Origin of the sequence: Gemmobacter nectariphilus DSM 15620, from assembly GCF_000429765.1 — a bacterium.
GTDB lineage: Bacteria > Pseudomonadota > Alphaproteobacteria > Rhodobacterales > Rhodobacteraceae > Wagnerdoeblera > Wagnerdoeblera nectariphila.
In genome coordinates this window covers 155,025-176,524 of the sequence record NZ_AUCM01000008.1, presented here as the reverse complement: position 1 = coordinate 176,524, position 21,500 = coordinate 155,025, and the positions used below count along the sequence as shown (strand labels likewise).

Here is a 21,500-nt window from a genome sequence, read left to right as displayed (position 1 = left end):
CCGAGGATATTTGCGGACAGATGAAATACAGGTGCCAGTTCCCTTCGGGAGCGGCGAGGGATGGTCGGGCCATCCGGGGGACGAGGCGAGAGGGAGGCGAGGCGTGAGGGAACGTCTTTACCTATACGATACCACGCTGCGCGACGGGCAGCAGACGCAGGGCGTGCAGTTCTCGGTGGCCGACAAGGTGCAGATCTGCGCCGCGCTGGATGCCTTGGGGGTGGATTACATCGAGGGGGGCTGGCCCGGCGCCAACCCGACCGACAGCGATTTCTTTGCGGCCCGGCCGCAGACCCGCGCGACCTTTACGGCCTTTGGCATGACCAAGCGGGCCGGGCGATCTGCCGCGAACGACGATGTGCTGGCGGCGGTGATGAATGCGGGCACGGCGGCTGTCTGCCTGGTGGGCAAGACGCATGATTTCCATGTCAGCACCGCGCTTGGCGTGACGCTGGACGAGAATGTCACCGCGATCCGCGAGTCGGTTGCGCATATGGTGGCTTCGGGCCGCGAGGCACTGTTCGATGCCGAGCATTTCTTTGACGGCTGGAAGGCGAACCCGGCCTATGCGCTGGCCTGTCTGCAGGCGGCCCTGGGGGCCGGGGCGCGCTGGATCGTGCTGTGCGACACCAATGGCGGCACCTTGCCGGCCGAGGTTGGGCGGATCGTTTCCGAGGTGATCGTGGCCGGCATTCCGGGTGATCGGCTGGGCATTCACTGCCATGACGATACCGGCAATGCGGTGGCCTGTTCGCTGGCTGCCGTCGATGCCGGGGTCCGGCAGATTCAGGGCACGCTGAACGGGCTGGGCGAGCGGTGCGGCAATGCCAACCTGACCACGCTGATCCCGACGCTGCTGCTCAAGGAGCCCTATGTCAGCCGCTATGAGACCGGCGTTGCCGCGGAAACGCTGCCGCAGATGGTGCGCATCAGCCGGCTGCTGGACGATATCCTGAACCGGGTGCCGCTGCGCAGCGCGCCCTATGTCGGGGCCAGCGCCTTTGCCCACAAGGCAGGGCTGCATGCCAGCGCGATCCTCAAGGATCCCTCGACCTATGAGCATATCGAGCCGGGCCTTGTGGGGAACGAGCGCATCATCCCGATGTCGAACCAGGCGGGGCAGTCGAACCTGCGCGCCCGTCTGGCCGAGGCGGGGCTGGAGGTGCCGCCGGGCGATCCGCGTCTGGCGCAGATCCTCGACCGGGTGAAGGAACGCGAGGATCAGGGCTTTGCCTATGATGGTGCGCAGGCCAGCTTCGAGATGCTGGCGCGGCGCGAACTTGGCTTGGCACCGCGGTTCTTCGAGGTGGAACGCTACCGCGTCACCGTCGAGCGCCGCCGTAACCGCGAGGGGCGCAATGTCAGCCTGTCCGAGGCGGTGGTCGTGGTGAACATCGGCAGCCAGCGGGTGCTGTCGGTGTCGGAATCCATGGATGAGACGGGCGAGGATCGTGGCCCGGTCAATGCGTTGTCGACGGCGCTGGGCAAGGATCTGGGCCCCTATCAGGCCAGTATCGACGACATGAAGCTGGTCGATTTCAAGGTGCGGATCACCCAGGGCGGCATCGACGCCGTGACGCGGGTGATCATCGACAGCGAGGATGGCCAGGGCCGGCGCTGGTCGACGGTCGGGGTCAGCCCGAACCTGGTCGATGCTTCGTTCATGGCGCTGCTCGATGCGGTCAACTGGAAGCTGATCCGCGACGGGGTGGCGCGGGCATGACGCTGCTTGGCCGCCTTGTCCTGACGGTTGCGATCGGATTGGGCGGCACGCTGCTGGTCGCGGGCGGCCTGATCCTGTCGGATCGGCAGCAGCCCGATCTGCGGGCCGCTGACGGCCAGGGATTGCGGTTCGAGGTGATGGCCGCCGCAGCACCGGACGTGCCGCTGCGGCATTGGACCGCGCGCGATGGCGCGCGGCTTGGCTATCGGCAATGGTCCTCGGGGCGTGATGGGGCGCCGCTGGTGGTGGCGGTGCATGGGTCGGGCTGGCATGGCGGGCAGTTCCGCGGGCTGGGTGCCCGGCTGGCTGCCGAAGGGCTGGCCGATGTGGTGGCCCCCGATCTGCGCGGCCATGGCCCCGCGCCGCAGCGCCGCGGCGATCTGGACCATATCGGCCAGTTCGAGGAAGACCTTGCCGATCTGATCGCGGCAGTCGCCCGGCCGGGGCAACGGGTGGTTCTGCTGGGCCATTCCTCGGGTGGCGGGCTGGTCGTGCGCATGGCGGGCGGGCCATATGGCGCCCTGATCCAGGGCGCGGTGCTGCTGGCGCCCTTTCTGCAGCACGATGCCCCGACGGCGCGGCCCGGATCGGGCGGATGGGCGCGGGTGATGGTGCGGCGCATCATCGGGCTGACCATGCTGAACGCCCTGCGCATCCGGGCGCTGAACCATTTGCCGGTGATCCAGTTCCGCTTTCCGTCCAGCGTGCTGGATGGCCCCTCTGGCGCCGAGGCGACGCGCGCCTATTCCTATCGGCTGAACACCTCCTATGCGCCGCGCCGTGACTGGCGGCGCGATGTGGCGGGGCTGCCGCCCTTCCTGCTGGTCGCGGGGCAGGACGACGAGGCCTTTGTCGCCGCGGCCTACGAGCCCGCCATGGCGCCGGCCAACCCGAATGGCCGCTACCGGCTGGTTCCGGCCGGGCACCTTGATGTGGTCGACAGCCCAGATACCTTCGATGCAATCCGAACCTGGCTGGGGGAGGTCCGATGAGCCTTGCACATTGCCGCGATCTGCTGGCCGGCGCCGATCCCGACCGTTTGCTGGCCACGTTGCCCGCCCCGCCCGCCGCACAGGCGCGGCTGATCCCGCTTTATGCGCTGAACGTCGAGATCTCGCGCGCCGCCTGGGCCAGCAGCCAGCCGCTGGTGGCCGAGATGCGGCTGCAATGGTGGCGCGACGTGCTGGAGGAACTGGGGCAGGGCGCCCCGCCACGGTCTGGCCATCCGGTGCTGGAAGCCTGCGGGTTCCTGTCGGGCGACGCGCCCGCCACCGCCCTGCTGGATACCCTGGTCGAGGCGCGGCGCTGGGACATCTGGTCCGAACCCTTTGCCGATGAGGCCGCGCTCTGGGCGCATCTCGATGCAACCGGCGGGGCGCTGATGTGGCTGGCCGCCCGCGCGCTTGGCGCGCCGGACAGCGCTGAGGCCGCAATCCGCCTCTACGGGGCCGGCACCGCCCTTGCCAGCTGGCTGCGCGCGGCGCCGGAGCTGGTGGCAAGGGGGCGTCACCCTCTGCCCGATGCCTCCCCCCAAGGTATCGCACAGCTGGCAAAAGCCGGGCTTGCCCGCATCACATCTGCCCGCGCCCGGCGCAATGCAGTGCCCGCCACCGCACGGCCCGCCTTGTTGCCCGGCTGGCAGGCCGCGCCCCTGCTGCGCCTTGCGGCACGCGAACCTGACCGGGTGCCTGGCGCCACCTTGCAGCTAAGCGAATTTGCCCGCCGCGGCCGCCTGGCCTGGGCTGCCACCACGGGGCACTGGTAGGCTGTCTTTCGCCTTGATCCAAATATCCTCGGGGGGTGAATGCGCGCCTGCGCGCAGAGGGGGGCAGACGGCCCCCCTTGCCCTTCATCACCTGCAGGTGCGTGCAGTTGACTTGCGCCCACTGTCACACCATCTACACTGTCTTGACAGGGGAAGGTCGGGGCTGCCGAACTTGCTCGGGGCCGGTGCCTTCCTGCCAGCTAAGGAACGATGATGAACGAAACCCTTTCCCCCAGCTACCCGGTGCTGCCGCTGCGCGACATCGTGGTGTTCCCGCACATGATCGTGCCGCTCTTCGTCGGGCGCGAGAAATCGGTGCGTGCGCTGGAAGAGGTCATGTCCGAAGACCGGCAGATCCTTCTGTCGTCGCAGGTCGATCCCACGGTGGACGACCCCAAGACCGATGGCATCTACAAGGTCGGCGTTCTGGCCAATGTGCTCCAGCTGCTGAAACTGCCTGACGGCACCGTCAAGGTGCTGGTCGAAGGCCGCTCGCGCGTGAGGATCGAGCGGTTCCTGGACAACGATCAGTTCTTCGAGGCCGAATGCGCTCGCCTGACCGAACTGCCGGGCGATGAGGCCACGGTCGAGGCCCTGGTGCGCACCGTCTCGGACGAATTCGAACGTTACGCCAAGATCAAGAAGAACATCCCCGAAGAGGCCCTGTCCGCCGTCGCCGAGACGCGCGAATCCGCGCGGCTGGCCGATCTGGTCTCGGGGCATCTGGGCATTACCGTTGCGCAAAAGCAGAAGCTGCTGGAAACGCTCGATGTCGCCGAACGTCTGGAACAGGTCTATGGCCACATGCAGGGCGAAATGTCTGTCCTGCAGGTCGAGAAGAAGATCAAGTCCCGCGTCAAGTCGCAGATGGAGCGCACGCAGCGCGAATACTATCTGAACGAGCAGATGAAGGCGATCCAGAAGGAGCTGGGCGACGGCGAGGACGGTCAGAACGAGATCGCCGAGCTGGAAGCCCGGGTTGCCGCGACCAAACTGTCGAAAGAGGCCAAGGACAAGGTGGATGCCGAGCTGAAGAAGCTCAAGTCCATGAGCCCGATGAGCGCCGAGGCGACGGTGGTGCGCAACTATCTGGACTGGATCCTGGGCGTGCCGTGGAACGTCAAGTCCAAGGTCAAGAAGGATCTGGGCAAGGCCGAGGATGTGCTGAACGCCGACCACTACGGTCTGGAAAAGGTCAAGGAACGCATCGTCGAATATCTGGCCGTTCAGAACCGCTCGACCAAGCTGAAGGGCCCGATCCTGTGCCTGGTCGGCCCTCCGGGCGTGGGCAAGACCTCGCTGGGCAAGTCGGTCGCCAAGGCGACGGGGCGCGAATTCATCCGCATCAGCTTGGGCGGGGTGCGCGACGAATCCGAAATCCGCGGTCACCGGCGGACCTATATCGGCTCGATGCCTGGCAAGATCATCCAGGCGATGAAAAAGGCCAAGACGACCAACCCGCTGATCTTGCTCGATGAAATCGACAAGATGGGTCAGGACTTCCGCGGCGATCCGGCGTCTGCCCTGCTCGAGGTGCTGGACCCGGAACAGAACGGGACCTTTGTCGATCACTATCTGGAAGTGGAATATGACCTGTCGAACGTCATGTTCCTGACCACGGCCAACAGCTACAACATGCCGGGCCCGCTGCTGGACCGGATGGAGATCATCAGCCTGGCCGGCTACACCGAGGACGAAAAGCGCGAGATCGCGCGCCAGCACCTGATCCCGAAACAGGTGACGGCGCATGGTCTGAAGAAGACCGAATATAGCATCACCGATGCCGCGCTGAACGACATCATCCGCTACTATACCCGCGAGGCGGGGGTGCGGAACCTTGAACGCGAGATCGCGAAAACCGCCCGCAAGGCGGTGACCGAGATCGTCAAGGGCAAGGAAAAGTCGGTCGAGGTGACGCCCGAGCGGCTGGAATCCATGCTGGGCGTGCGCCGCTTCCGCTTTGGTCTGGCAGAAGCGGAAGATCAGGTCGGCGTGGTGACGGGCCTGGCCTGGACCAGCGTGGGCGGCGATCTGCTGCACATCGAGGCGCTCAAGCTGCCTGGCAAGGGCCGCATGAAGACGACCGGGAAACTGGGCGATGTGATGAAGGAATCGATCGACGCGGCCTCCAGCTACGTCCGCTCGATTTCGCCGCGGATCGGGGTGAAGCCGCCCAAGTTCGACACGCTGGACATCCACGTCCACGTCCCCGATGGCGCGACGCCCAAGGATGGCCCCTCGGCCGGTCTGGCGATGGTCACCGCCATCGTCTCGGTGCTGACGGGCATTCCGGTGCGCCGCGACATCGCGATGACGGGCGAGGTGTCCTTGCGCGGCAACGCCATGGCGATCGGCGGGCTCAAGGAAAAACTGCTGGCGGCGCTGCGGGGCGGCATCACCACGGTGCTGATCCCCGAGGAGAACGAAAAGGATCTGCCCGAGATCCCGGACAACGTGAAGGAGGGGCTGAAGATCATCCCCGTCAAGCACGTCTCCGAAGTGCTGAAACTGGCACTGGTGCGCCAGCCCGAGCCGGTCGAATGGGACGAGGCCGCCGAGGAAGCCGCCGCCCTGGCCCGCAAGGCCGAGGCCGCGGGCCGCGAAGGCCAGATGGCGCACTGAGCCATCACCGACCTTGTGAAAGGGCCGCCGAAGGGCGGCCCTTTTTTCATGTCGAACCTGTCATCCGGGCTCATCCCCTGTGCGGGGCCGCAATTTCAGCGCAATTCGGTGGCAGGCCGTGCGGAATTCTGCTGAGGCCGCGAAATTCGCTTGTTGATGCCGCGCAGAGGCCTATTCTGCGCAAAATCATTGTCAGAAGGGTGATTTCCCATGGCCAAGACCACGAAACCCGCAGCCGGCACCCCCCGTGCCAAGAAGCCGGCCGGCGCTGCACGAAAGCCCAAGGCGGCTGCCCCCGCGCCCATGCCGATCGAGGGACCGATCGAAGGCGGCGTGCTGAAGGTTCGCAGCCTGCTTGAGCGCGTCGTCGCCCGCGCGGGTGCCGACAAGAAACAGGCCAAGGCCGTCATGGATGCCGTGCTGCATGAGCTTGGCGCCTCGCTGAGCCGCGGTGAAGCGTTCATCCTGCCGCCGCTTGGCCGGGCCAAGGTCACGCTCAAGGGAGACGATGAAACGGGCCGCAAGACCCTGATCAAGCTGCGGCCGGCGACCGGCGGGAAAGCAAAGGCGAAAAAAGAGGGTGAAACCCCTCTTGCGCCTGCTCAGGAGTGAGGGTAAACCCCCCGGCATCGGGCGATTAGCTCAGCGGTAGAGCGCTTCGTTCACATCGAAGATGTCAGCGGTTCAAATCCGTTATCGCCCACCATTATCGCATTGAAAAGCCTCGGAGAAATTCGGGGCTTTTTCATTTGTGCGAAGTGCCCTGCGGTTCATTGAACCTACTTTCTCGCGCGAAGCCTGACGAAATCCAGCACCTCGGCCGCCTCTGTCAGGTGATCAGGGGCGAATCTGCCGTAGGTCGAATAGGTGATCGTCGTGTTGCTGTGGCCGAGATATTGGGCGACCTGGGTGATCGGGATCCCGTTCGACACCATCGCCACGGCAGCCGAATGGCGAATCGTGTGCAGGGTCACGTCGCGCAGCCCGGCGCGGGTCACGGCGGCTTCAAAGCCCTTGCGGATGCTCGCCACCGGCTTTCCGCCCCACTCAACGACGTGATCGGACAGGGCTGCATCGCGGGCCGTCTGCAGCGCCGCCAGCAGGCCACGGTTGATTGGCACGATAGCGCGCCCCTTGCGCGTGCGGGCATCGTCGAGCCGCAGGTTGATCACGCCGCGATCCAGATCGACACGATCCCAAGTCAGCTGCAGCACGGCCGACACCCGGCCAGCTGTTGCGAACAGCAGGTGGATCGCCAGCGCGATATGCGGGGCTTCGGCGTGGTCGATCAGCCGCGCAACTTCCTCTTTCGTCAGGAATCGCTCCTTGGGTGTCGGCTTGGCTGGTCGCTCGATATGCGGCGCGGCTTCGATCATCCTGTTGCGCTCTGCCCATGTCATCGTGCTGCGCAGGTGGCCTAGTTCGGTGTGGACCGCGCCCTGAGATATGCCGGCGGCCATCCGTGCGCGGGCGTAGCTGCGGCACAGCTCGGTCGTGATCTGGTCAGGGCGGTAGTGCCCGAAATGCGCCAGAACCGCCTTGCCGGTATAGCCCATGGTCTTCGCCGTGGGCTTGTCGCCCAGATCGCGGCGGTATTCGTCCCACAACTGCGCCACCGTCGCGCCGGTCTGCGCCTGAGCGAAGTGCTTCAGGCGGTAGACGTCGATTGCCTCGGCTTCCGCTTCCGCTCTGGTGCGTGCCTTAAGCTGATGCCGAACGCGGCGGCCGTCGTCGGACCAGAAGACGCAGTAGCCACCTCTGAGCCTGCCGATGCTGATGTCTGGCACTGTTCGAACTCCTCAACGACGCGAGCGGGGATGCGGTAGAGCTTGCCGAACCGAAAGTGCTCCAGCTCGCCAGCGGCACATTTCTTGCGAACGGCATTTGCGGTCACGCCCCAGCGCTCTGCAAGTGTTTCTGGGGTATATGGCGGCTTGATCGCGTCATGCTTCCCCATGGTCAGCCCCCCTCGACTGCGATCAGCGCAGCCCTCGCAGCGCCCATGCGGCAATGCATTTCGTCGCCGCAGAGCCACGCGCCGCCTGCGTCCATAGCGTCAACGTCCACGTCTGCGCGGGCGTCGTCCACGAGGGACATCAGGTCGCGCAGGGCCTCCACCAGCGCCTGCACCACATCGGCGCGGATGTCTTCGGTGCATGTCCGTTCCGGCGCGCTCATTCCCCGCCCTCCGGTTCCAGCGTGGCGAGGATGGAGGCTTCGTATTCGGCTTGGGCTGCGGCTTTGGCGGCCTCGACTGTTTGCACAAAAAGCCAGGCGCCCATATGGCTTGTCTTGTATCGCACTTCACCAGTGTGCCCGTTAGCCCACACTCGATAGATGGTTCTGAAACCAGCGGCATCTTGGATGGTTCCGGTTTCATTTACATCTTCCCAAACCAGCGGCTTAACCTTAACCGACTTCCGCCCCTCGTTGCGCATCGCGGCGTCACGGGCGGCGAGGGCTGCGGTGGCGTCGGGTGTGGTGAGGGCGCGGATGTCATCAGCTATATCTTCCGCCAAAACATCAGCAACCCCATCTGTCATTGGGAGACCCAACACCAAATTCGCAGCAGCTTCATACGCCACAGCCACCTGAGCGCGGGCCTCGTCGCGCTCGGCCTCAAGCGCGGCAATCCGATCACAAGCGGCAACCCACGCGGCGTTGTGGTTATCAGCGGCGTCGGTCAGGCGGGCGATTTCGGCGGCGAGGGCGACAACATCGTCAACGTCAAGCGTCATGCCGATTTGTTGACCTGCCGCCCAGTGCAGCGCCGCGATGGCCTCGGGTGATGTGTCGATACGGGCGGTCATTTGGTGGCCCCCTTCCGCTCAAAGTGAAATATCACAGGCTCATCAACGACGCGGATCAGCCCGAACCGGACGGCGGCGCGAAAGATAGACTTCTCTCGGGCCACGATTTCTGCAGACCGAGCCAGCAGCGCGCGCCACTCCTCCAGGCCGTATCCGCCCTTACTGATGTTGCATGGTCCGCAGCACGGCATCACGTTCGCAACAGTGTTCAGTTCTGGTCGGACCATGCGCTGTTGGTCTACAGGGAGCCTTTCCCCCCCTGGATCGGTCGTCACCCTGATGACAGGCTTGATGTGATCGGCATGCATCTTCTGCATGACTTCTCCGCAATAGCCGCATCTGCCGTCAAACCTCGCGCGAAGGGCGGCTCGTTGCGTTTTGGATCCGGTCCAGATTTCGTCGGCGCGATCCATCCCTCATTCCCCCTTCATCTTGGCGAGGTCGGACAGGGCGGCGCGGGCATTATTCAACTGGCGCTGCACGAAACCCTTCACATAAAGCGTGTTGTACTCTTGATCTTCGACGATGGTTTCCATCCCATCCAACGCCTCCCCCAGCCGCTCGGCCATCGCCTTCCAGTCCGGCTGCGCGCGCAGGGCGGTGATGGCGTCGGCGGCGGTGTCGGCCCAGTAGCCAGGACCGCCGATACCGCGCAGTTCATCCACCAGCGCATCAAGTTGCGCCCCGCCGATGGTGGGCTGCGCCTCGGCCACAGGTGCGGCGGGGAGTGCGCGGATTGCGTCATAGTCCTGTTTCGCCTGATGCCGTGCCCCAGCGTCCATGCCTGCGCTATATGCGTCCGTCCCTTGATGCTTCCATGCAGCAAACCCAAGAGCCTCAATCGCAGCCGCTCGGCTGATCAGGTCGCCCGGCTGGCAGCTACCAGCGTTGACGGCAGGATCGGGCGCGCGACTGGCGGCAAATTCCTCTGGATGCAGCGTCCGATAGGCTTCGGCCGCCTGTGCGACGGTGCGCGCGTCCAGGGGGCGGCGGCCCTCCTCGATCTTCCTGCGCATGTCATCGTCGGTGATGACCTGGATCCCCATCTTGGCAAGCGCGGCCTCTGCGGCTCCGGCGCGGTCTTGCCAGTAACCACGTCTCCAAGCTGACGCGGCCAGTCGATGCTCATATTTCAGGCGCTCTCCCACGGAGCGTTCCAGCGTTGCCTTCATTTGCACCCGCAGCCGCGCGTTCTCCCTCCGCAGCGCCTCGGCCTCGCCGTGCGGGTCCGTCAGGTCGGTGTCGGGGTGGTCGTGGTCGGTGGTCATGTCTCATCTCCATGTGCTTCGGCGCAGGTTTCGCACCACATGAACGCAACGGCGTCCTGGACAACGCAGTCCGGGTCATCGTCAGGGTCGCCGAAGGGCGCGCCGCACTGGTCGCAGCAGTCGTGATCGGTCGGCGCGGGCTGGTCGTAATGGCGGTCTGCGGCAATCGCGTTGCCGTCCAACGGATGGCGCGGGGTCATGCTGTCCTCTCGATCTGTTGCAGGGCCGCGCGGCCCCATTGGTCGGCGCAGGCGGCGGCCACGCCCTCGAATGTGCGGCTGCGGAATTTCCACCGATCCGGGCCGGGGCTGGCGCGGTGAACAGCCTGCCACCGCTTGTCTTCGTCGCTGCCCCTCTCCGGCAGCGGCAGGCGGTTCGTCGGGGTCAGCGGCGGCAGCCCGCGCAGGTAGAACCCGGTCGCCTTCTTCGCAGGCTCGCCGAACCACCACGGCTGCACGATCTGCGGGCGCGGCAGGTCAGCGGGCATCCGCTCGCGGGCGTGGCGGTGCATGATCGGGTTTTCGACCGCCACGCGATCAACCGGCGCACGCCAGCAGGCCGTGAACAGCGCAACGCCCTCGTCAAGCTCGGCCCACATGTCGGCTGCCGTGCGCCCTGGCGGCGGCGTGTGCAGCCACCGGACGCCGCTGTTGCACAGGCGGGTGCAGGGCGGATGCGCCACGACCAGCAAATCCCAGCCGCCCGCCAGATGGTCGCGCACGTCGCCACGAATGTGGCGGTTGCTGCCGTCCTCTGCGGGCAGCAGGTCGCAGGACCATGCGTCGTGTCCGCGCGCGGCAAACGCCCGGCGCATCACGCCGCTGGTCTCGCAGCCGATCAGGACGCGCAGCGCCCGCGCCTCTGGGGCGGTGGGCCAGTGGGCGTCAAGCATTGGCAGTCCCCGCCGGAAGGTGACAGTAACGGACGCCAACCAAGGTATGTCCGCATTCGCCGCAAAACTTGTAGCGCCCTTGAGAAATCACTGTGTGGTATCCGCCATGGTTGGCTGGACACCCGCCGCCAAGCTGTCTGCGAAGTTCTGCGATCTCGTCCGCCGCAGCTTTCGGGACAGGCTGCCAGCAGCCATCATCTCCTATGGCTTCCATGCTGCCGCTTGGCGTCATGCGAATGTCAGCCATCGCGCACCCCCGGCATCTGGTCCCAGGTGCGACCGTCCAGCAGGCGGCCGGCGGCGCGCTTGCCGATGCGCTTCATCATGTTGAGCTTGTCGCCATGAAAGCCTTGACCTCCAGCAAGGTTCAGCCATCGCTTTCGATACCGGTCGCCAGCTTTCGGCACGTTCCGCCAATCTGGATCGTCTCGGTCGCGGTCATAGACCGATTCCCACTCCCCCCACTGCTTGAAGAAGAACGGCACCCCAGCCGCGACGCATTGATCGCGCAGGGACCGCGCCCAGTCCGGGTGCATGGGGCGCGCGCCGGGGCCGCTTTCGCCGCCGACGATCACCCAGTCGAGGCTGGGGCTTTCGCGCCCGCATTCGTTGTCACCGCTCACGCCGCAGCCACCCTTGCACCATGCGCCACAGGCAATCCCCGGGTCGACGGCGCGCAGATCGACCGGCCCAAGCAGCGGCTCGGCCGACAGAAAACGCACCGCCGCCGGGGTGGCGAGCAGATGCGGGATGCGCAGATCGGCGCTGGCCTGGTCGCTGATGCTGGTGCCGATCCAGATATTGCGAGGCGGCAGGATTTCGCTGTTGAACGGGTGGTAGCCAAGAAGGCCGCCGCCGATTGGCGGTTGCAGTGACTTTCCGGCGCGGCGCGTGGTCAGGTAGGACGCCATGCGCTCCGGCCGCTTGGTCAGCACCTGGAATGTGTGCTGCGGACAATCCGCCATGATGGCGAACACCTGGTCAATCCATTCATCCGGCACCGCCTCGTGGAACAGATCGCCGTGCGCGCAGACGAAAATCATGCGCGGGCGCGTCCAGCGCAGCGGCTGGTCGAGCCACTGTTCGTTGAAGCGCACCTCCCCCGTCCATTTCGGGCGGCCGCCTGACACGCGGGTCAGCCCGGCCCGGCTGGGATGGTTGCGCAGCCGAGTGCCGGCCAGCTGCATGGCATAGCAGTTGGTGCAGCCGGCATCCACGATGCTGCACCCGGTGATCGGGTTCCAGGTGGCGTCGGTCCATTCGATATGCGTGGTGTCAGCCATGGCGGCGCGCCTTCATTGATGGGGGATCGGTCGGCATTCGGAAGCCCGACAGGCGCGTCTCGATTCTATGCCTGAGTTCGGCAGCTCCCTCGGTGATCGGATCGCTGGGGCTGGTGGTATAGGCCCGCCAGAAGCTCCAGCGGCTCTCGTGGTCGCGTCCGATACCGGCCGCTGACTCCAGATCACCAATTGTCACGCAGGCGCAGCGCTCTATCGTCATCACCGCCCCTCCGTGCAGTGACACGCCGCCAGCCGCAGGCCGGTCACCGGCAGGGTGGCATCATCGCGGATGATCCGCCGGGGCTGGCCGCAGTGGGGGCAGGTCCGCGCCGGCCGGACAAGGGCCAGCGCGGTCAGGTGGATGGCCCAAGGGGCGGGGATCTGGGTGGTCATGGGGGGAAACTCCTAAGCTGGCGCTTGGGATGCTGGCCCGGCGCGGGGCGGGGCCAGTCACCGAAGGGTCAGAACGGGATTTCTTCATCGTCCATGTCGAGCGTCGCCTCGATCAAGCTGACACGCTCAACCTCAATCTTGCGGTGACAGGCGATGGCTTGAAGGACGTAGAAGTTGACGCCAGGGTTTTGTTTGGCCAGCCGGTCGGCCTCGCGCTCAGCGTCCATGCGGGTGGCGTGGATCGCGTTCGTGGGGCCGGCGCCCTTGACCATCCAGAAGGGGCGGGGGGCGGCCATGTCAGGCCATCCCCAGCGCGGCTCTGTACATGTCGAGGATCGCGTCTTCCTCGGCCACGTCCTCGGGCTTGCGCTTGCGCAGGGCGATGACCTTGCGCATGACCTTGGTGTCGTAGCCGCGCCCCTTGGCCTCGGCGAACAGATCCTTTTCCTGCTCGGCAATGTCCTTCTTCTCGGCCGCCAGCTGTTCGGCGCGTTCGATGAACTGGCGCAGCTCGTCCGCGGTCACCGCGTAGGCGTCAGCATTCTGCTTGGCGAAGTCGGGATCGTGCTTCATCGGCGGGGTTCCCCTGACTTGGTCGAGGGCTTTTTTGAAATCCTCCATCGGAACCGGAACGGTCATCGTGCCGTCACCGAGACCGATGGAGATCAGCGGCGCGGCGCTCACGGCTGCGGCCCGAGCTCGGCGTAGAGCCGCAGGCCCTCGGCGATCAGGATGGCCCAGCCCATGGCGCCGCCGATCAGCCACAGGCCGGTGGCGAGCTCGTGCAGCACGTCGTCGCGCAGGCGGCGGCGGTTGAGGCGTTCGAAGATGGTCATGCGGCACCGCCGGGCTGGCGGGTGGGCTGCACGGCGCCCGTGGCAAGCATGTGGCGCACGGCCATGGCGGTGCGGCCGCGGGCCTGGGCGATAATGACCAGGGTTTCGCCGGGGGCGGGGATCGGGCCTGCAGGGCGCAGGGGGCGCAGGCGCACCACCTGGGCGGGGCCGCGCTGTTGGTCTGGGTGGTGCATGGGGGCCTCCATCGGGTTGCGATGGAGGCAATTGTTATCCTGTGGCTAATTTTCCGTCAAACGAAATAATTATCCAACAGCGAATTTTCTTGCGGATGCCGATTCCCTAACGCCGCTCAAGGGGCCATTGAAGATCGAGCTGAACGCCGATGGTGGGGGCATCTGCAGTGCCGCCGACCAGCTTGGCCGGCACCTTGGCGCCGTCGGAGCCGATGCCGATATAGTCGGCGTCGGCCCAGAATTCCTCGGCGTCCGCGCGTGGAAGGTAGCCGACGTGGCGGTCGTCAATATCGACAGCAACGGCGTTCGGGTCGTGGTGGTTGTAGGGTTCGCGCCGCAGCACCGCATAAAGGCGGGCCCGGTTCTGGCTGGCGATGTTTTCCAGGACGTCCTGTCGCCGCGAAGTTCCGGCGACCATCTGGTCGAATGTGCCGGTTCCGCGCAGTGGCACCGCGCCAGACATGGTTGGTGTCGATGGTGCTGTCGGGCGGATTCCCGTGCCTGCTGATTGCCTGGGCCTTAGGTATGGGTCCTCGGGCTTGATGGCCGGCAGGACCAGCACGGCGATCAGGGCGAATACCGAAAACAGCAGGCCAAGGACGAACCAGCCCCCGAAACTGCGCCCCTTTGATGAGGCGGCGATGCCGGTCACGGCCGCAAATGCCAACAGGATAAGGATAAATTCCATGCTTCCCTCGCGCTCAAATCCGGCGCGGGGATTATCCGATGTGGCTGGTCATTGCGGTTCCACGCAGCACGCCCAGCACGACACCGAGGATCGAGGCGTCCAGCCCGTCCGTCCCGCGCACGGTGGCATCGTGGCCAATGATCCATGGCGCTGCAAGTCTGCCGATGGTTGTGCGGGCGGTTCCTGCGTCGGAAAGAATCTGCGCGATCACAAGGCCATTTGCAGGGATGGCCCCATGATCGAATTTCTGTTCATAGATGATCAGGTCGCGGTCCAGCACGCCAAAGGTCGGCTGGTGACCGCGCGCGATCAGCACCGTCGGGTTTTTGGCGTCGGGGAACAGCGCACGCACTGCTGTGCGCAAGTGCGCCGTTTGGCCAGTTGGCGGGTGGAATGCGGTCAACTGGGGCTCGGAAAAGCCCTGCGGTTCCGGCTCGTCGGTTTCCGCGCCGCCGATCAGCTCGGATGCAGGTATCCCGGTGTATTCCGATATGCGGCGCCAGACGTCCACCGACCCCGGCTTGGAGCCATTCACAAGGTTTGACACATAGGGGCGCGACAGCCCCAGTTCGTCGGCCATGCGCGCGGCGCGTCCGCGTTCGGCGCTGACCCAGTCTCGCAATGCCTGGCTCATGGCGCGAGTGGTGCCACGCCGCAACGCGGCAGTCGATTGCCTGACGGCAAACTGTTAGCTCTCCGATAATTATCTCTTGACCGAAAATAGTTAGCCATGCGATTAACAACGCCATGGATCTCAGGCAACACATCGACCAAAGCGGCGAGCGGCAGGCAGTCTGGGCTGACCGGATCGGGATCAGCCGTGCCTATCTGTCCGATCTGCTGGCCAGAAAGAAGCTGCCCAGCCTGCGGCTGGCGGCGCGGATCGAGCGGCTGACCGGCAACGCCGTCGGCGCATCCAGCTGGGTGCCGGATGATGGCGCGCCTGTCACAGATGAGACGGAGAGTGCGGTGTGATGCGGTGTCCTGTGTCATGCGTCAGGTCTCGCACATGCGAGGTGCGCGCCCAAGGAAACAAGGTTTCCGGTCGCAACCGTGGGGTGCGTCATGGCTGATGCGATCATCATTCGCGCTTTCATGGCCGGGCTGATCGAGCGGGCGGGCGGCGTCGATGCTGCTGCCGCCGTGATCGGCGCGCGGCTTGGGGCCGACGTGTCCAAGGGCAGCGTCTCAAAGCGCCAGTCCGGGCAGCTGGACTGGCCGCTGGTCGAGATCATGGCGCTGGAGGATGCGGTCGGAGATCCCTGTGTGCGGCGCTGGCTGGCCCGGTCGCTGCCCGAGGTCGCGCAATCGCAGACCCTGATGCAGGCCGTTGCCGATGTCGCGCGCGAGCATGGCGAGGCGGTCGCGGCCGTGATGGATTTCGCCAGCGGCAAGGGCAGTCAGGACCGCGCGCGCAAGGAAGTTGCCGATGCGCAGGCAGCCATCACGACGCTCGCCGCCCGGATGGAGGCGCCGCAATGAGCGCCCACCCTGACCGTTCCGAACACTGGCAGGCGCTATGGGCGCAGGCGCTGGAGTTCGAGCCCGATGCGGGCCAGGCCGTCATGTTGCTGGCCGAGGTCGCGGCCCTGGGCTGCGCCGTCAATGATTTCCACCCGGGCAACGTGCAACAGCATCTGGGCGAGATGTTCGACCAGCTGCACAATGCGATCTACGCCCCGCATCTGGCGGTGTCGCAATGATGCCCGCACCCCACGCCTCGGCCTGCGCTGTCACTGCTCGCGCGGGCCTCGCCTCCCCCCGGCCCATCGTGGCCGGGGGGCTTTTCCCGAACACCACGGCCGCCGATTTTGCCACCACTCAAGGGGCGGCCGACATGGCGGGGGGCGCGCCTGCCCCCCGCAGATCTTCGGCGCTTGCGGAGGCGTCGAAGGCCGGGGTTGCTGCTGTGGATGACCTCCCTCGTTGGCAGCGGCGCCCCGGCACCTCCCTGTTGGACCTCCCCCGGGGCGCATGCCTCGGGGGCTTTTTCAGCGATTTTCAGTTCACACCCCCGCTTGAGCTGCCGGTCGTCGGCGGCGATACAAAGGGTGATGCCGTTACCGAATGGCGGTCAATGGAAGCGGCTACAAAGCGGGATGCGTCAGTAACGCGGTTTGAGGATCACCAGAAGCCCGTCAACCCTCTGACAGCCGGGAAAGACCGGCACCCGAATTCCCCCATCCCCTGCGGGGGCCAGGGGCGCCATTGCCCCGCCGCACCGGGCGTTCCCGGCAAAAGTGAAAGGCCTGTTGTTCTCGCCCGCCGGATCGGCAGCCCCCGTCGGGTAAGCCGCCGCGCCACCCCCGGCGCGGCGGCCTTTGCCGGAGGCGTCCATGGCTGAGGTGGTCAAGCTGCATGTCGATGCGGCCGAGGCGGCGCGGTTGCGCGCCCTGTGGGCCAATGTTGTCAGGGCCGAGGGGGCACCGTCGCTGCCGCCAGATGCAGGCACGGTTCCCGAAATCGAGGCTGATCTGCAGGCGCTGAAGCTTGTGCTGATGCCTGAGACGGCCATGGAGCCGATCCTTGCCAAGGTGTCCGAGAGCTTTGGCGTGCCCGTCCGCGTGATGCTGGGCGCCAGGCGCCAGCGCGAGGTTGTCAACGCCCGCTGGGCGGCAATCTGGCTGGGCCGCAAGGCTGGCCTGACGCTGGAACAGATCGGCCGCGCGATGCGGATGGACCATACCAGCGTCATCCACGCCCTGAAAAAGGTGCAAAACCTGATGGAGGCCGCCAATGCCTGACAAGCGCATCCCGGCCGCCCGCATCCGCGCCGTCTGGCTGGATGAGACGATCACCACCGCCGAGGCCGCGCGCCTGCTGGGCATGACGCGGCATAACCTGTGGCGGCGCGTCCGTCTGCTGGGTCTGCCGCCGCGCCCGCCGGGCCGCAAGTTGCAGCCGATCGACGATGCGCAGCTGGCGCGGCTTTGGGCGGCAAACGTGCGCGCCGACGATCTGGCGCGGCTGTTCGGCATGGGCTGGCTGCACATCGGTCGGCGTGCCGCCCGCCTTGGCCTGCCGCGCCGCAGGCCGGGCCAGCCGGTCATCCAGCTGTCAGAATATCTGGTGCGCGAGGGGCTGACCCGCGCCGCCGCCGAAACCCGCGCCGCGATGCGCTCGGCCGAGATGGTCGATCGCGTGATGCCGCGCCCCCAACAGGTGCCCGCATGAGCGATATCGTCACCCCAACCTGCTGGTATGCCGGGTTCACTCGTCGGTGGCATGCGGGCGACAGTGCCCCGTGGCTTGCGCGCAGCGGGGACCGGGTGGATGGCCACGGCGCGCGCATGGCGGTGCTGGCGCTGCATTTCTGGGGCGATGGCGCCAGCCGCGAGCTGCTGGCGGCCTGCATCACCCATGACCTGGGCGAGATCGTGACCGGCGACATGCCGCTGGGCGCCAAGGCCAACCCGGTGCTGCGCGGGGCGCTGGCGGCCGCCGAGGGCGCCGCGCTGGATGGTATGGGGATGCGCGTCGAGGTTTCCGGCGCCGACTGGCGCCGCCTGAAGTTCCTCGACCGCCTCGATGCCTGGCTCTGGGCGCAGCACCACGCGCCACAGCTGATGGAGCGTGAGGATTGGGCACTGGCCCGCCTTGACCTGCTGACGCAGGCCGATGCGCTGGGGGTGGTGCTATGACCCGCGCCGCCGCATCCGCGCGCGGGCTGTTCCGCGCCACCGGCAAGGCCGCGCATCCGGTGCTGACCGGCATCGCCGATGGGGTTGGCGTCTATGACGATGCGCCCGCGCGCGAGACGGATGATTTCTACCCGACCCCGCCCGAGCCCACCCGCGCCTTGCTGGCGGCCGAGCGGGCGCGGCTGCGCGATTTCGGCACGGTCTGGGAACCGGCGGCCGGCGATGGCGCCATGGTGCGCGAGATGCAGGCGGTGGGGCTGACCGTCGCCGCCTCGGATCTGGTCGATCGGGGCTGCGGGGCGGTGATCCGCTCGTTCTATCACTACGGCCGGGCCGAGGCGCCCGCCCGCGCGCTGGTGACCAATCCACCGTTCAAGGAGTGCAACACCGGCGACTGGATTCGGCACGCCATGGGGGTTCTGGCGCTGGACTATATGGCGCTGCTGCTGCCGATGGGCTGGCCCGCCGCTGCCAGCCGCGCGGGGCTGTGGGCCGAATTCACCCCGGCGCGCATGTATCTGATGCGCTGGCGGGTCGATTTCACGGGCAAGGGCGCGCCGCCGATGGTCAATGCCTGGTTCGTCTGGGACCGGGCGCATGAGGGGCCGTGTCATATGCTGATGATGGACAAGGCCGATGCCCGGCAAGGGCAGCTGTTTGGGGGTGGGGCATGCGAACGATAACGTGTTCATTCTGCGGCAAAAGTCAGCATGAGGTTCGAGTGATGCTCGCCGGGCCTGTCAATGTAGCGATTTGCTCGGACTGTGTGATCGCGGCATGTGATCAGACCGTCGACTATGCGCGAAGGTCGAAGCCGGTCGGTCGGGATGTGGTTTTCTCCGAAAAGATCGACGTGCGCGGATTGCCAGATCATTTGCTCGCCGTGATCGGTCGGGCGTCGATCGCTCTGACTTTGGCGCAGGAACGTTTCCCAGCGCCGAACTACTCGCTGCTCAAAGTGGCAGAGGAAGCGGGGGAGTTCATCAAAGCGGCGGTGCACTACGGCGAAAATCGTGGGTCGTGGGAGGATGTGGAAGCTGAGGCCGTGCAAGCCATAGCGATGATCCTGCGCGTGCTGGATGAAGGTGACGGCGTCAATCGAATTGCGCCGCCACGGGATCGGAGATCGGACGCATGACCGCGGCCCGCTTGAAACCCGTTCCAAACGATCTGCCGGTCTATCCGGTGGCGCGCGGCGTGCGCCTTGACGGGCACAGTTTCGTCAAGTGGCAGCACCTACGCTGGCTGTCGTCGCGGTCCTTCCGACTGTGCAGCTGGGAAGTGCAGGGCATGGCGCGGGCGCTGTTCGACCTGTGCCAGCTGGAAAGCCCGGTCGGCACGCTGCCCGATGACGATGCCGAACTGGCGCAGATGCTGCGGGTCGATGTGCGCCGCATGGCCGAGCTGCGCCGCATGGAGTTCGGGCCGCTGCGCAACTGGCGGCCCTGCCTGGCCGATGGCGAGGTGCGCCTGATGCACGATGTGGTGCTGGCGCAGGTGCAGGACGCGCTGGAACGGCGCGAGATCCACGAACTTTCGAAAGAGGACAAGGCCACCTATCAGCGCCTCAAGCGGCTGCGCGAGGCCCTGCGCGGGATGGGCCTGTCCGATGACGTGCTGTCGGATGATCGCCTGATCGGCCGGATGGACGATTGGCTCAAGCAGGCCTGCAAGGGCAACCGCAAGGCAAACCACTATGAGGCCGCGCTGATGCATGCCGTCGCGCAAGGCTGGTGCGAGGGTCCGATGCGCAGGCGGTGAACCTGTCGAAATCTGTTCCGGAACAGTTCCATTCTGTTCCGGAACAGTCGCGAACAGTTCGGAACTGTTCTGCGTAGAAGAGAGAAGAAAAGAGAAGAGAAGAAAAGACTTACGGAATGAAACGGAAGTGCTGCGCGAAGTGGCGAACCGGGTCAGGCTGAGAAAAGGGGCTGGGGACGATGGATAAGGCAGGAACCGATACGACCGATGCAGCAGGGCGCGATGCGGTGCGAGAGCTGTTCGTGCAGCGCCTCGCGACCAGCGGCCTGCAGCGCGGAAAGGGCGCCAACGGCAAGCAGATGACCGAGGCCGAACATGACGCGCTGATGCAGCGGCTGGTCGCGCACCTTGCGTATCTCACGCGTCCCTCGCTCATGCAGCTGGCCGAGGATGTCTTGCAGGCGGCTGGCGGACCCAAGCGCAACATCTGGCCGTCCGAAGTGATGATCCGTCAGATGGCTGCCGGCAAAGAGGCAAGGCCGCCGGCAATCCCGGATATTGCCCGGAGCTGGCTTGCATCGGTCGCCGGGCCTCGGGCCCAGGCTTCGGGCTATCTGGTCCAGCTGTATCGCCATCTCATCAAGCACCCGCGCCCGGTCCTCGCCTACGATCTGACGCTTTGCCAGCAGCAAGCCGCCGAGGATCGTCGGACCCGCGAGCGGGTATTGGAGCGGATCGAGCTTGGCACCGCCTCTGACGCTGACCGGACCTGGCTGCGGCGACTGGTCGATGATGAGGCGGCTGCCCGGGAAATCGTGGCCCGAGGTGAACAGGCCCGCGCCGCCCGCGCTGAAGCCGCCGCGCAAGGGGATGCCGCATGATGCCCGCCCATCGCTCGTTCCTCGCCCTCTCGATCGGGGATACCGTCACACTGGGCAGCGCCAAGGGCGCCATCGTCACGCCCGGACCGTCGCGCTGGTATGCCCTGCGCGTGACGCCCCAGCGCGAGGATCAGGCCGAGGCGTGGCTGCGCCTGCGCGGGGTCTATGCGTTCCACCCGGTCCAGATGCGGCGCGTCACCCGCCACGGCAAGGCGCGCGACTATGCCCGCCGCTATCTGCCTGGCTATGTCTTCGCCCGGTTCCGCGGCGATCCCGTGCGCCATGCCGTGCTGACCTGTCCATTCATCACCGGCGCCCTGTGTCGGTCGGACGGTCAGTGGGGCGTGCTGGATCCTGACCGCCTGCGGCAAATCCATGCCATGCGTCAGCTTGATGCAAAGGGCGAGGCGGCCCGCAAGGTCAAGGCCGCGCAGCGCCGGGCGGCCGCGCTGGCCCGGCCGGGAGAGGCTGCCCTGTTCACTGGCGGCGCCTTTGCCGGTGCGCGCTGCGAGGTGGTCGAGCTGAATGCCGATGGCGGGGCGACCGTGCGGATGAGCCTCTTTGGCGGCGAGGTTCTGGTGAGTGCGCAGGCCGCTGATCTGGTGGGGCTGCGCAAACAGGCTTGACAGCCGCGAATCACCCCGCCTATGGTCTGAACCCATCAGACCTATGCCGGCAAGCCCGCCCTGTATCAGGGCCTTGCGCCCCGGTTGGTGGTCGGCGGGGATGGGTTACACGCCTGTCCGACACGCCTTCAATGTGCCCTGAGCGATCCGCTCGGGGCTTTTGCTTTTCCAGAGGGT

General features: G+C 66.2%; 33 protein-coding genes and 1 tRNA gene. 17 read left to right on the top strand and 17 right to left on the bottom strand.

Features of this window, described 5'->3' with window-relative positions:
- Window positions 1–103: 103 nt before the first annotated feature.
- From cimA to G481_RS0110100, 6 genes are all read left to right on the top strand, one after another.
- Window positions 104–1,723: a citramalate synthase gene (cimA, locus tag G481_RS0110125; RefSeq protein WP_028029927.1), complete on the top strand. Its 1,620-nt coding sequence runs from the start codon at window positions 104–106 to the stop codon at window positions 1,721–1,723.
- Window positions 1,720–2,715, top strand: a complete 996-nt coding sequence (locus G481_RS23470; protein WP_051294450.1) for an alpha/beta hydrolase — start codon at window positions 1,720–1,722, stop codon at window positions 2,713–2,715. Before cimA ends, G481_RS23470 begins: the two co-directional genes overlap by 4 nt.
- Entirely contained in the window at window positions 2,712–3,488 is a 777-nt protein-coding gene (locus tag G481_RS0110115) for a squalene/phytoene synthase family protein (protein ID WP_028029925.1), read from the top strand. The genes G481_RS23470 and G481_RS0110115 overlap by 4 nt, the downstream gene beginning before the upstream one ends.
- Before the next feature lie 213 nt (window positions 3,489–3,701).
- A complete protein-coding gene (lon, locus tag G481_RS0110110) occupies window positions 3,702–6,110 on the top strand; it encodes an endopeptidase La (RefSeq protein ID WP_028029924.1) in 2,409 nt (802 codons plus the stop codon).
- Between the two features lie 303 nt (window positions 6,111–6,413).
- Complete coding sequence (locus G481_RS23465) at window positions 6,414–6,722, top strand: HU family DNA-binding protein (RefSeq protein WP_161630521.1); 309 nt, start codon at window positions 6,414–6,416, stop codon at window positions 6,720–6,722.
- Between the two features lie 19 nt (window positions 6,723–6,741).
- Window positions 6,742–6,816 (top strand) — tRNA-Val (locus G481_RS0110100).
- Window positions 6,817–6,889: 73 nt separating this feature from the next.
- Here G481_RS0110100 and G481_RS0110095 read toward each other — a convergent pair.
- The 17 genes from G481_RS0110095 to G481_RS0110020 all read right to left on the bottom strand — a co-directional run bounded on the left by G481_RS0110095 (window position 6,890) and on the right by G481_RS0110020 (window position 15,108).
- Window positions 6,890–7,666 carry a tyrosine-type recombinase/integrase gene (locus G481_RS0110095; RefSeq protein WP_425402459.1) on the bottom strand — a complete coding sequence of 259 codons (777 nt, stop codon included), beginning with the start codon at window positions 7,664–7,666 and terminating at the stop codon, window positions 6,890–6,892.
- 92 nt (window positions 7,667–7,758) lie between these two features.
- Window positions 7,759–8,067, bottom strand: a complete 309-nt coding sequence (locus G481_RS26970) for a helix-turn-helix domain-containing protein (RefSeq protein WP_154664581.1) — start codon at window positions 8,065–8,067, stop codon at window positions 7,759–7,761.
- A 2-nt stretch (window positions 8,068–8,069) separates the two neighbouring features.
- Window positions 8,070–8,288, bottom strand: a complete 219-nt coding sequence (locus tag G481_RS0110090; protein WP_028029922.1) for a hypothetical protein — start codon at window positions 8,286–8,288, stop codon at window positions 8,070–8,072.
- Complete coding sequence (locus G481_RS0110085) at window positions 8,285–8,920, bottom strand: hypothetical protein (RefSeq protein ID WP_028029921.1); 636 nt, start codon at window positions 8,918–8,920, stop codon at window positions 8,285–8,287. The genes G481_RS0110090 and G481_RS0110085 overlap by 4 nt, the downstream gene beginning before the upstream one ends.
- Window positions 8,917–9,333, bottom strand: a complete 417-nt coding sequence (locus tag G481_RS0110080; RefSeq protein WP_028029920.1) for an HNH endonuclease — start codon at window positions 9,331–9,333, stop codon at window positions 8,917–8,919. Before G481_RS0110080 ends, G481_RS0110085 begins: the two co-directional genes overlap by 4 nt.
- Window positions 9,334–9,336: 3 nt before the next feature.
- The gene (locus tag G481_RS0110075) at window positions 9,337–10,188 is read right to left on the bottom strand and encodes a hypothetical protein (RefSeq protein ID WP_028029919.1); all 852 of its coding nucleotides are present in this window, start codon (window positions 10,186–10,188) and stop codon (window positions 9,337–9,339) included.
- Window positions 10,185–10,388 (bottom strand): hypothetical protein, encoded by a 204-nt coding sequence (locus tag G481_RS0110070; RefSeq protein WP_028029918.1) that lies wholly within the window; start codon window positions 10,386–10,388, stop codon window positions 10,185–10,187. The genes G481_RS0110075 and G481_RS0110070 overlap by 4 nt, the downstream gene beginning before the upstream one ends.
- The gene (locus G481_RS0110065; RefSeq protein ID WP_051294449.1) at window positions 10,385–11,080 is read right to left on the bottom strand and encodes a hypothetical protein; all 696 of its coding nucleotides are present in this window, start codon (window positions 11,078–11,080) and stop codon (window positions 10,385–10,387) included. The genes G481_RS0110070 and G481_RS0110065 overlap by 4 nt, the downstream gene beginning before the upstream one ends.
- A 239-nt stretch (window positions 11,081–11,319) precedes the next feature.
- Window positions 11,320–12,363: a phage Gp37/Gp68 family protein gene (locus tag G481_RS0110060; protein WP_028029916.1), complete on the bottom strand. Its 1,044-nt coding sequence runs from the start codon at window positions 12,361–12,363 to the stop codon at window positions 11,320–11,322.
- A complete protein-coding gene (locus G481_RS0110055; protein WP_028029915.1) occupies window positions 12,356–12,583 on the bottom strand; it encodes a hypothetical protein in 228 nt (75 codons plus the stop codon). Before G481_RS0110055 ends, G481_RS0110060 begins: the two co-directional genes overlap by 8 nt.
- On the bottom strand, window positions 12,583–12,756 hold the full coding sequence (locus G481_RS25875) for a hypothetical protein (RefSeq protein ID WP_154664580.1): 174 nt from the start codon (window positions 12,754–12,756) through the stop codon (window positions 12,583–12,585). Before G481_RS25875 ends, G481_RS0110055 begins: the two co-directional genes overlap by 1 nt.
- Window positions 12,757–12,824: 68 nt before the next feature.
- Window positions 12,825–13,052: a hypothetical protein gene (locus tag G481_RS0110045; protein ID WP_028029914.1), complete on the bottom strand. Its 228-nt coding sequence runs from the start codon at window positions 13,050–13,052 to the stop codon at window positions 12,825–12,827.
- Window position 13,053: 1 nt separating this feature from the next.
- Window positions 13,054–13,329: a DUF2312 domain-containing protein gene (locus G481_RS0110040; protein WP_051294448.1), complete on the bottom strand. Its 276-nt coding sequence runs from the start codon at window positions 13,327–13,329 to the stop codon at window positions 13,054–13,056.
- 107 nt (window positions 13,330–13,436) lie between these two features.
- Window positions 13,437–13,592, bottom strand: a complete 156-nt coding sequence (locus G481_RS25870) for a hypothetical protein (protein WP_154664579.1) — start codon at window positions 13,590–13,592, stop codon at window positions 13,437–13,439.
- A complete protein-coding gene (locus G481_RS0110030; RefSeq protein ID WP_154664578.1) occupies window positions 13,589–13,786 on the bottom strand; it encodes a hypothetical protein in 198 nt (65 codons plus the stop codon). The genes G481_RS25870 and G481_RS0110030 overlap by 4 nt, the downstream gene beginning before the upstream one ends.
- A 106-nt stretch (window positions 13,787–13,892) precedes the next feature.
- A complete protein-coding gene (locus tag G481_RS25125) occupies window positions 13,893–14,474 on the bottom strand; it encodes an HIRAN domain-containing protein (RefSeq protein WP_051294447.1) in 582 nt (193 codons plus the stop codon).
- A 31-nt stretch (window positions 14,475–14,505) separates the two neighbouring features.
- Window positions 14,506–15,108, bottom strand: coding sequence for a helix-turn-helix domain-containing protein (locus G481_RS0110020; protein WP_154664577.1), 603 nt, complete (start codon window positions 15,106–15,108; stop codon window positions 14,506–14,508).
- A 113-nt stretch (window positions 15,109–15,221) separates the two neighbouring features.
- Here G481_RS0110020 and G481_RS0110015 point away from each other — a divergent pair, with 113 nt between their 5' ends.
- The 11 genes from G481_RS0110015 (at window position 15,222) to nusG (ending at window position 21,323) form a co-directional block, all read left to right on the top strand.
- Window positions 15,222–15,449: a helix-turn-helix domain-containing protein gene (locus G481_RS0110015; RefSeq protein WP_028029910.1), complete on the top strand. Its 228-nt coding sequence runs from the start codon at window positions 15,222–15,224 to the stop codon at window positions 15,447–15,449.
- A gap of 90 nt (window positions 15,450–15,539) precedes the next feature.
- Window positions 15,540–15,956, top strand: coding sequence for a phage regulatory CII family protein (locus G481_RS0110010; RefSeq protein ID WP_028029909.1), 417 nt, complete (start codon window positions 15,540–15,542; stop codon window positions 15,954–15,956).
- A complete protein-coding gene (locus G481_RS0110005; RefSeq protein WP_028029908.1) occupies window positions 15,953–16,177 on the top strand; it encodes a hypothetical protein in 225 nt (74 codons plus the stop codon). The genes G481_RS0110010 and G481_RS0110005 overlap by 4 nt, the downstream gene beginning before the upstream one ends.
- Before the next feature lie 633 nt (window positions 16,178–16,810).
- A complete protein-coding gene (locus G481_RS0110000) occupies window positions 16,811–17,218 on the top strand; it encodes a helix-turn-helix domain-containing protein (protein ID WP_028029907.1) in 408 nt (135 codons plus the stop codon).
- The gene (locus G481_RS25120; RefSeq protein WP_051294446.1) at window positions 17,211–17,648 is read left to right on the top strand and encodes a hypothetical protein; all 438 of its coding nucleotides are present in this window, start codon (window positions 17,211–17,213) and stop codon (window positions 17,646–17,648) included. The genes G481_RS0110000 and G481_RS25120 overlap by 8 nt, the downstream gene beginning before the upstream one ends.
- Window positions 17,645–18,115, top strand: coding sequence for a hypothetical protein (locus tag G481_RS0109990; RefSeq protein ID WP_028029906.1), 471 nt, complete (start codon window positions 17,645–17,647; stop codon window positions 18,113–18,115). Before G481_RS25120 ends, G481_RS0109990 begins: the two co-directional genes overlap by 4 nt.
- Window positions 18,112–18,798 carry a hypothetical protein gene (locus G481_RS0109985; RefSeq protein WP_028029905.1) on the top strand — a complete coding sequence of 229 codons (687 nt, stop codon included), beginning with the start codon at window positions 18,112–18,114 and terminating at the stop codon, window positions 18,796–18,798. The genes G481_RS0109990 and G481_RS0109985 overlap by 4 nt, the downstream gene beginning before the upstream one ends.
- 41 nt (window positions 18,799–18,839) lie before the next feature.
- Window positions 18,840–19,253 (top strand): nucleoside triphosphate pyrophosphohydrolase family protein, encoded by a 414-nt coding sequence (locus G481_RS26880; protein ID WP_028029904.1) that lies wholly within the window; start codon window positions 18,840–18,842, stop codon window positions 19,251–19,253.
- Window positions 19,250–19,876 carry a hypothetical protein gene (locus G481_RS23445; protein ID WP_051294445.1) on the top strand — a complete coding sequence of 209 codons (627 nt, stop codon included), beginning with the start codon at window positions 19,250–19,252 and terminating at the stop codon, window positions 19,874–19,876. The genes G481_RS26880 and G481_RS23445 overlap by 4 nt, the downstream gene beginning before the upstream one ends.
- Before the next feature lie 179 nt (window positions 19,877–20,055).
- Window positions 20,056–20,697 (top strand): hypothetical protein, encoded by a 642-nt coding sequence (locus G481_RS0109970; RefSeq protein WP_051294444.1) that lies wholly within the window; start codon window positions 20,056–20,058, stop codon window positions 20,695–20,697.
- Complete coding sequence (gene nusG, locus G481_RS0109965) at window positions 20,694–21,323, top strand: transcription termination/antitermination protein NusG (RefSeq protein ID WP_028029902.1); 630 nt, start codon at window positions 20,694–20,696, stop codon at window positions 21,321–21,323. The genes G481_RS0109970 and nusG overlap by 4 nt, the downstream gene beginning before the upstream one ends.
- Window positions 21,324–21,500 lie beyond the last annotated feature (177 nt).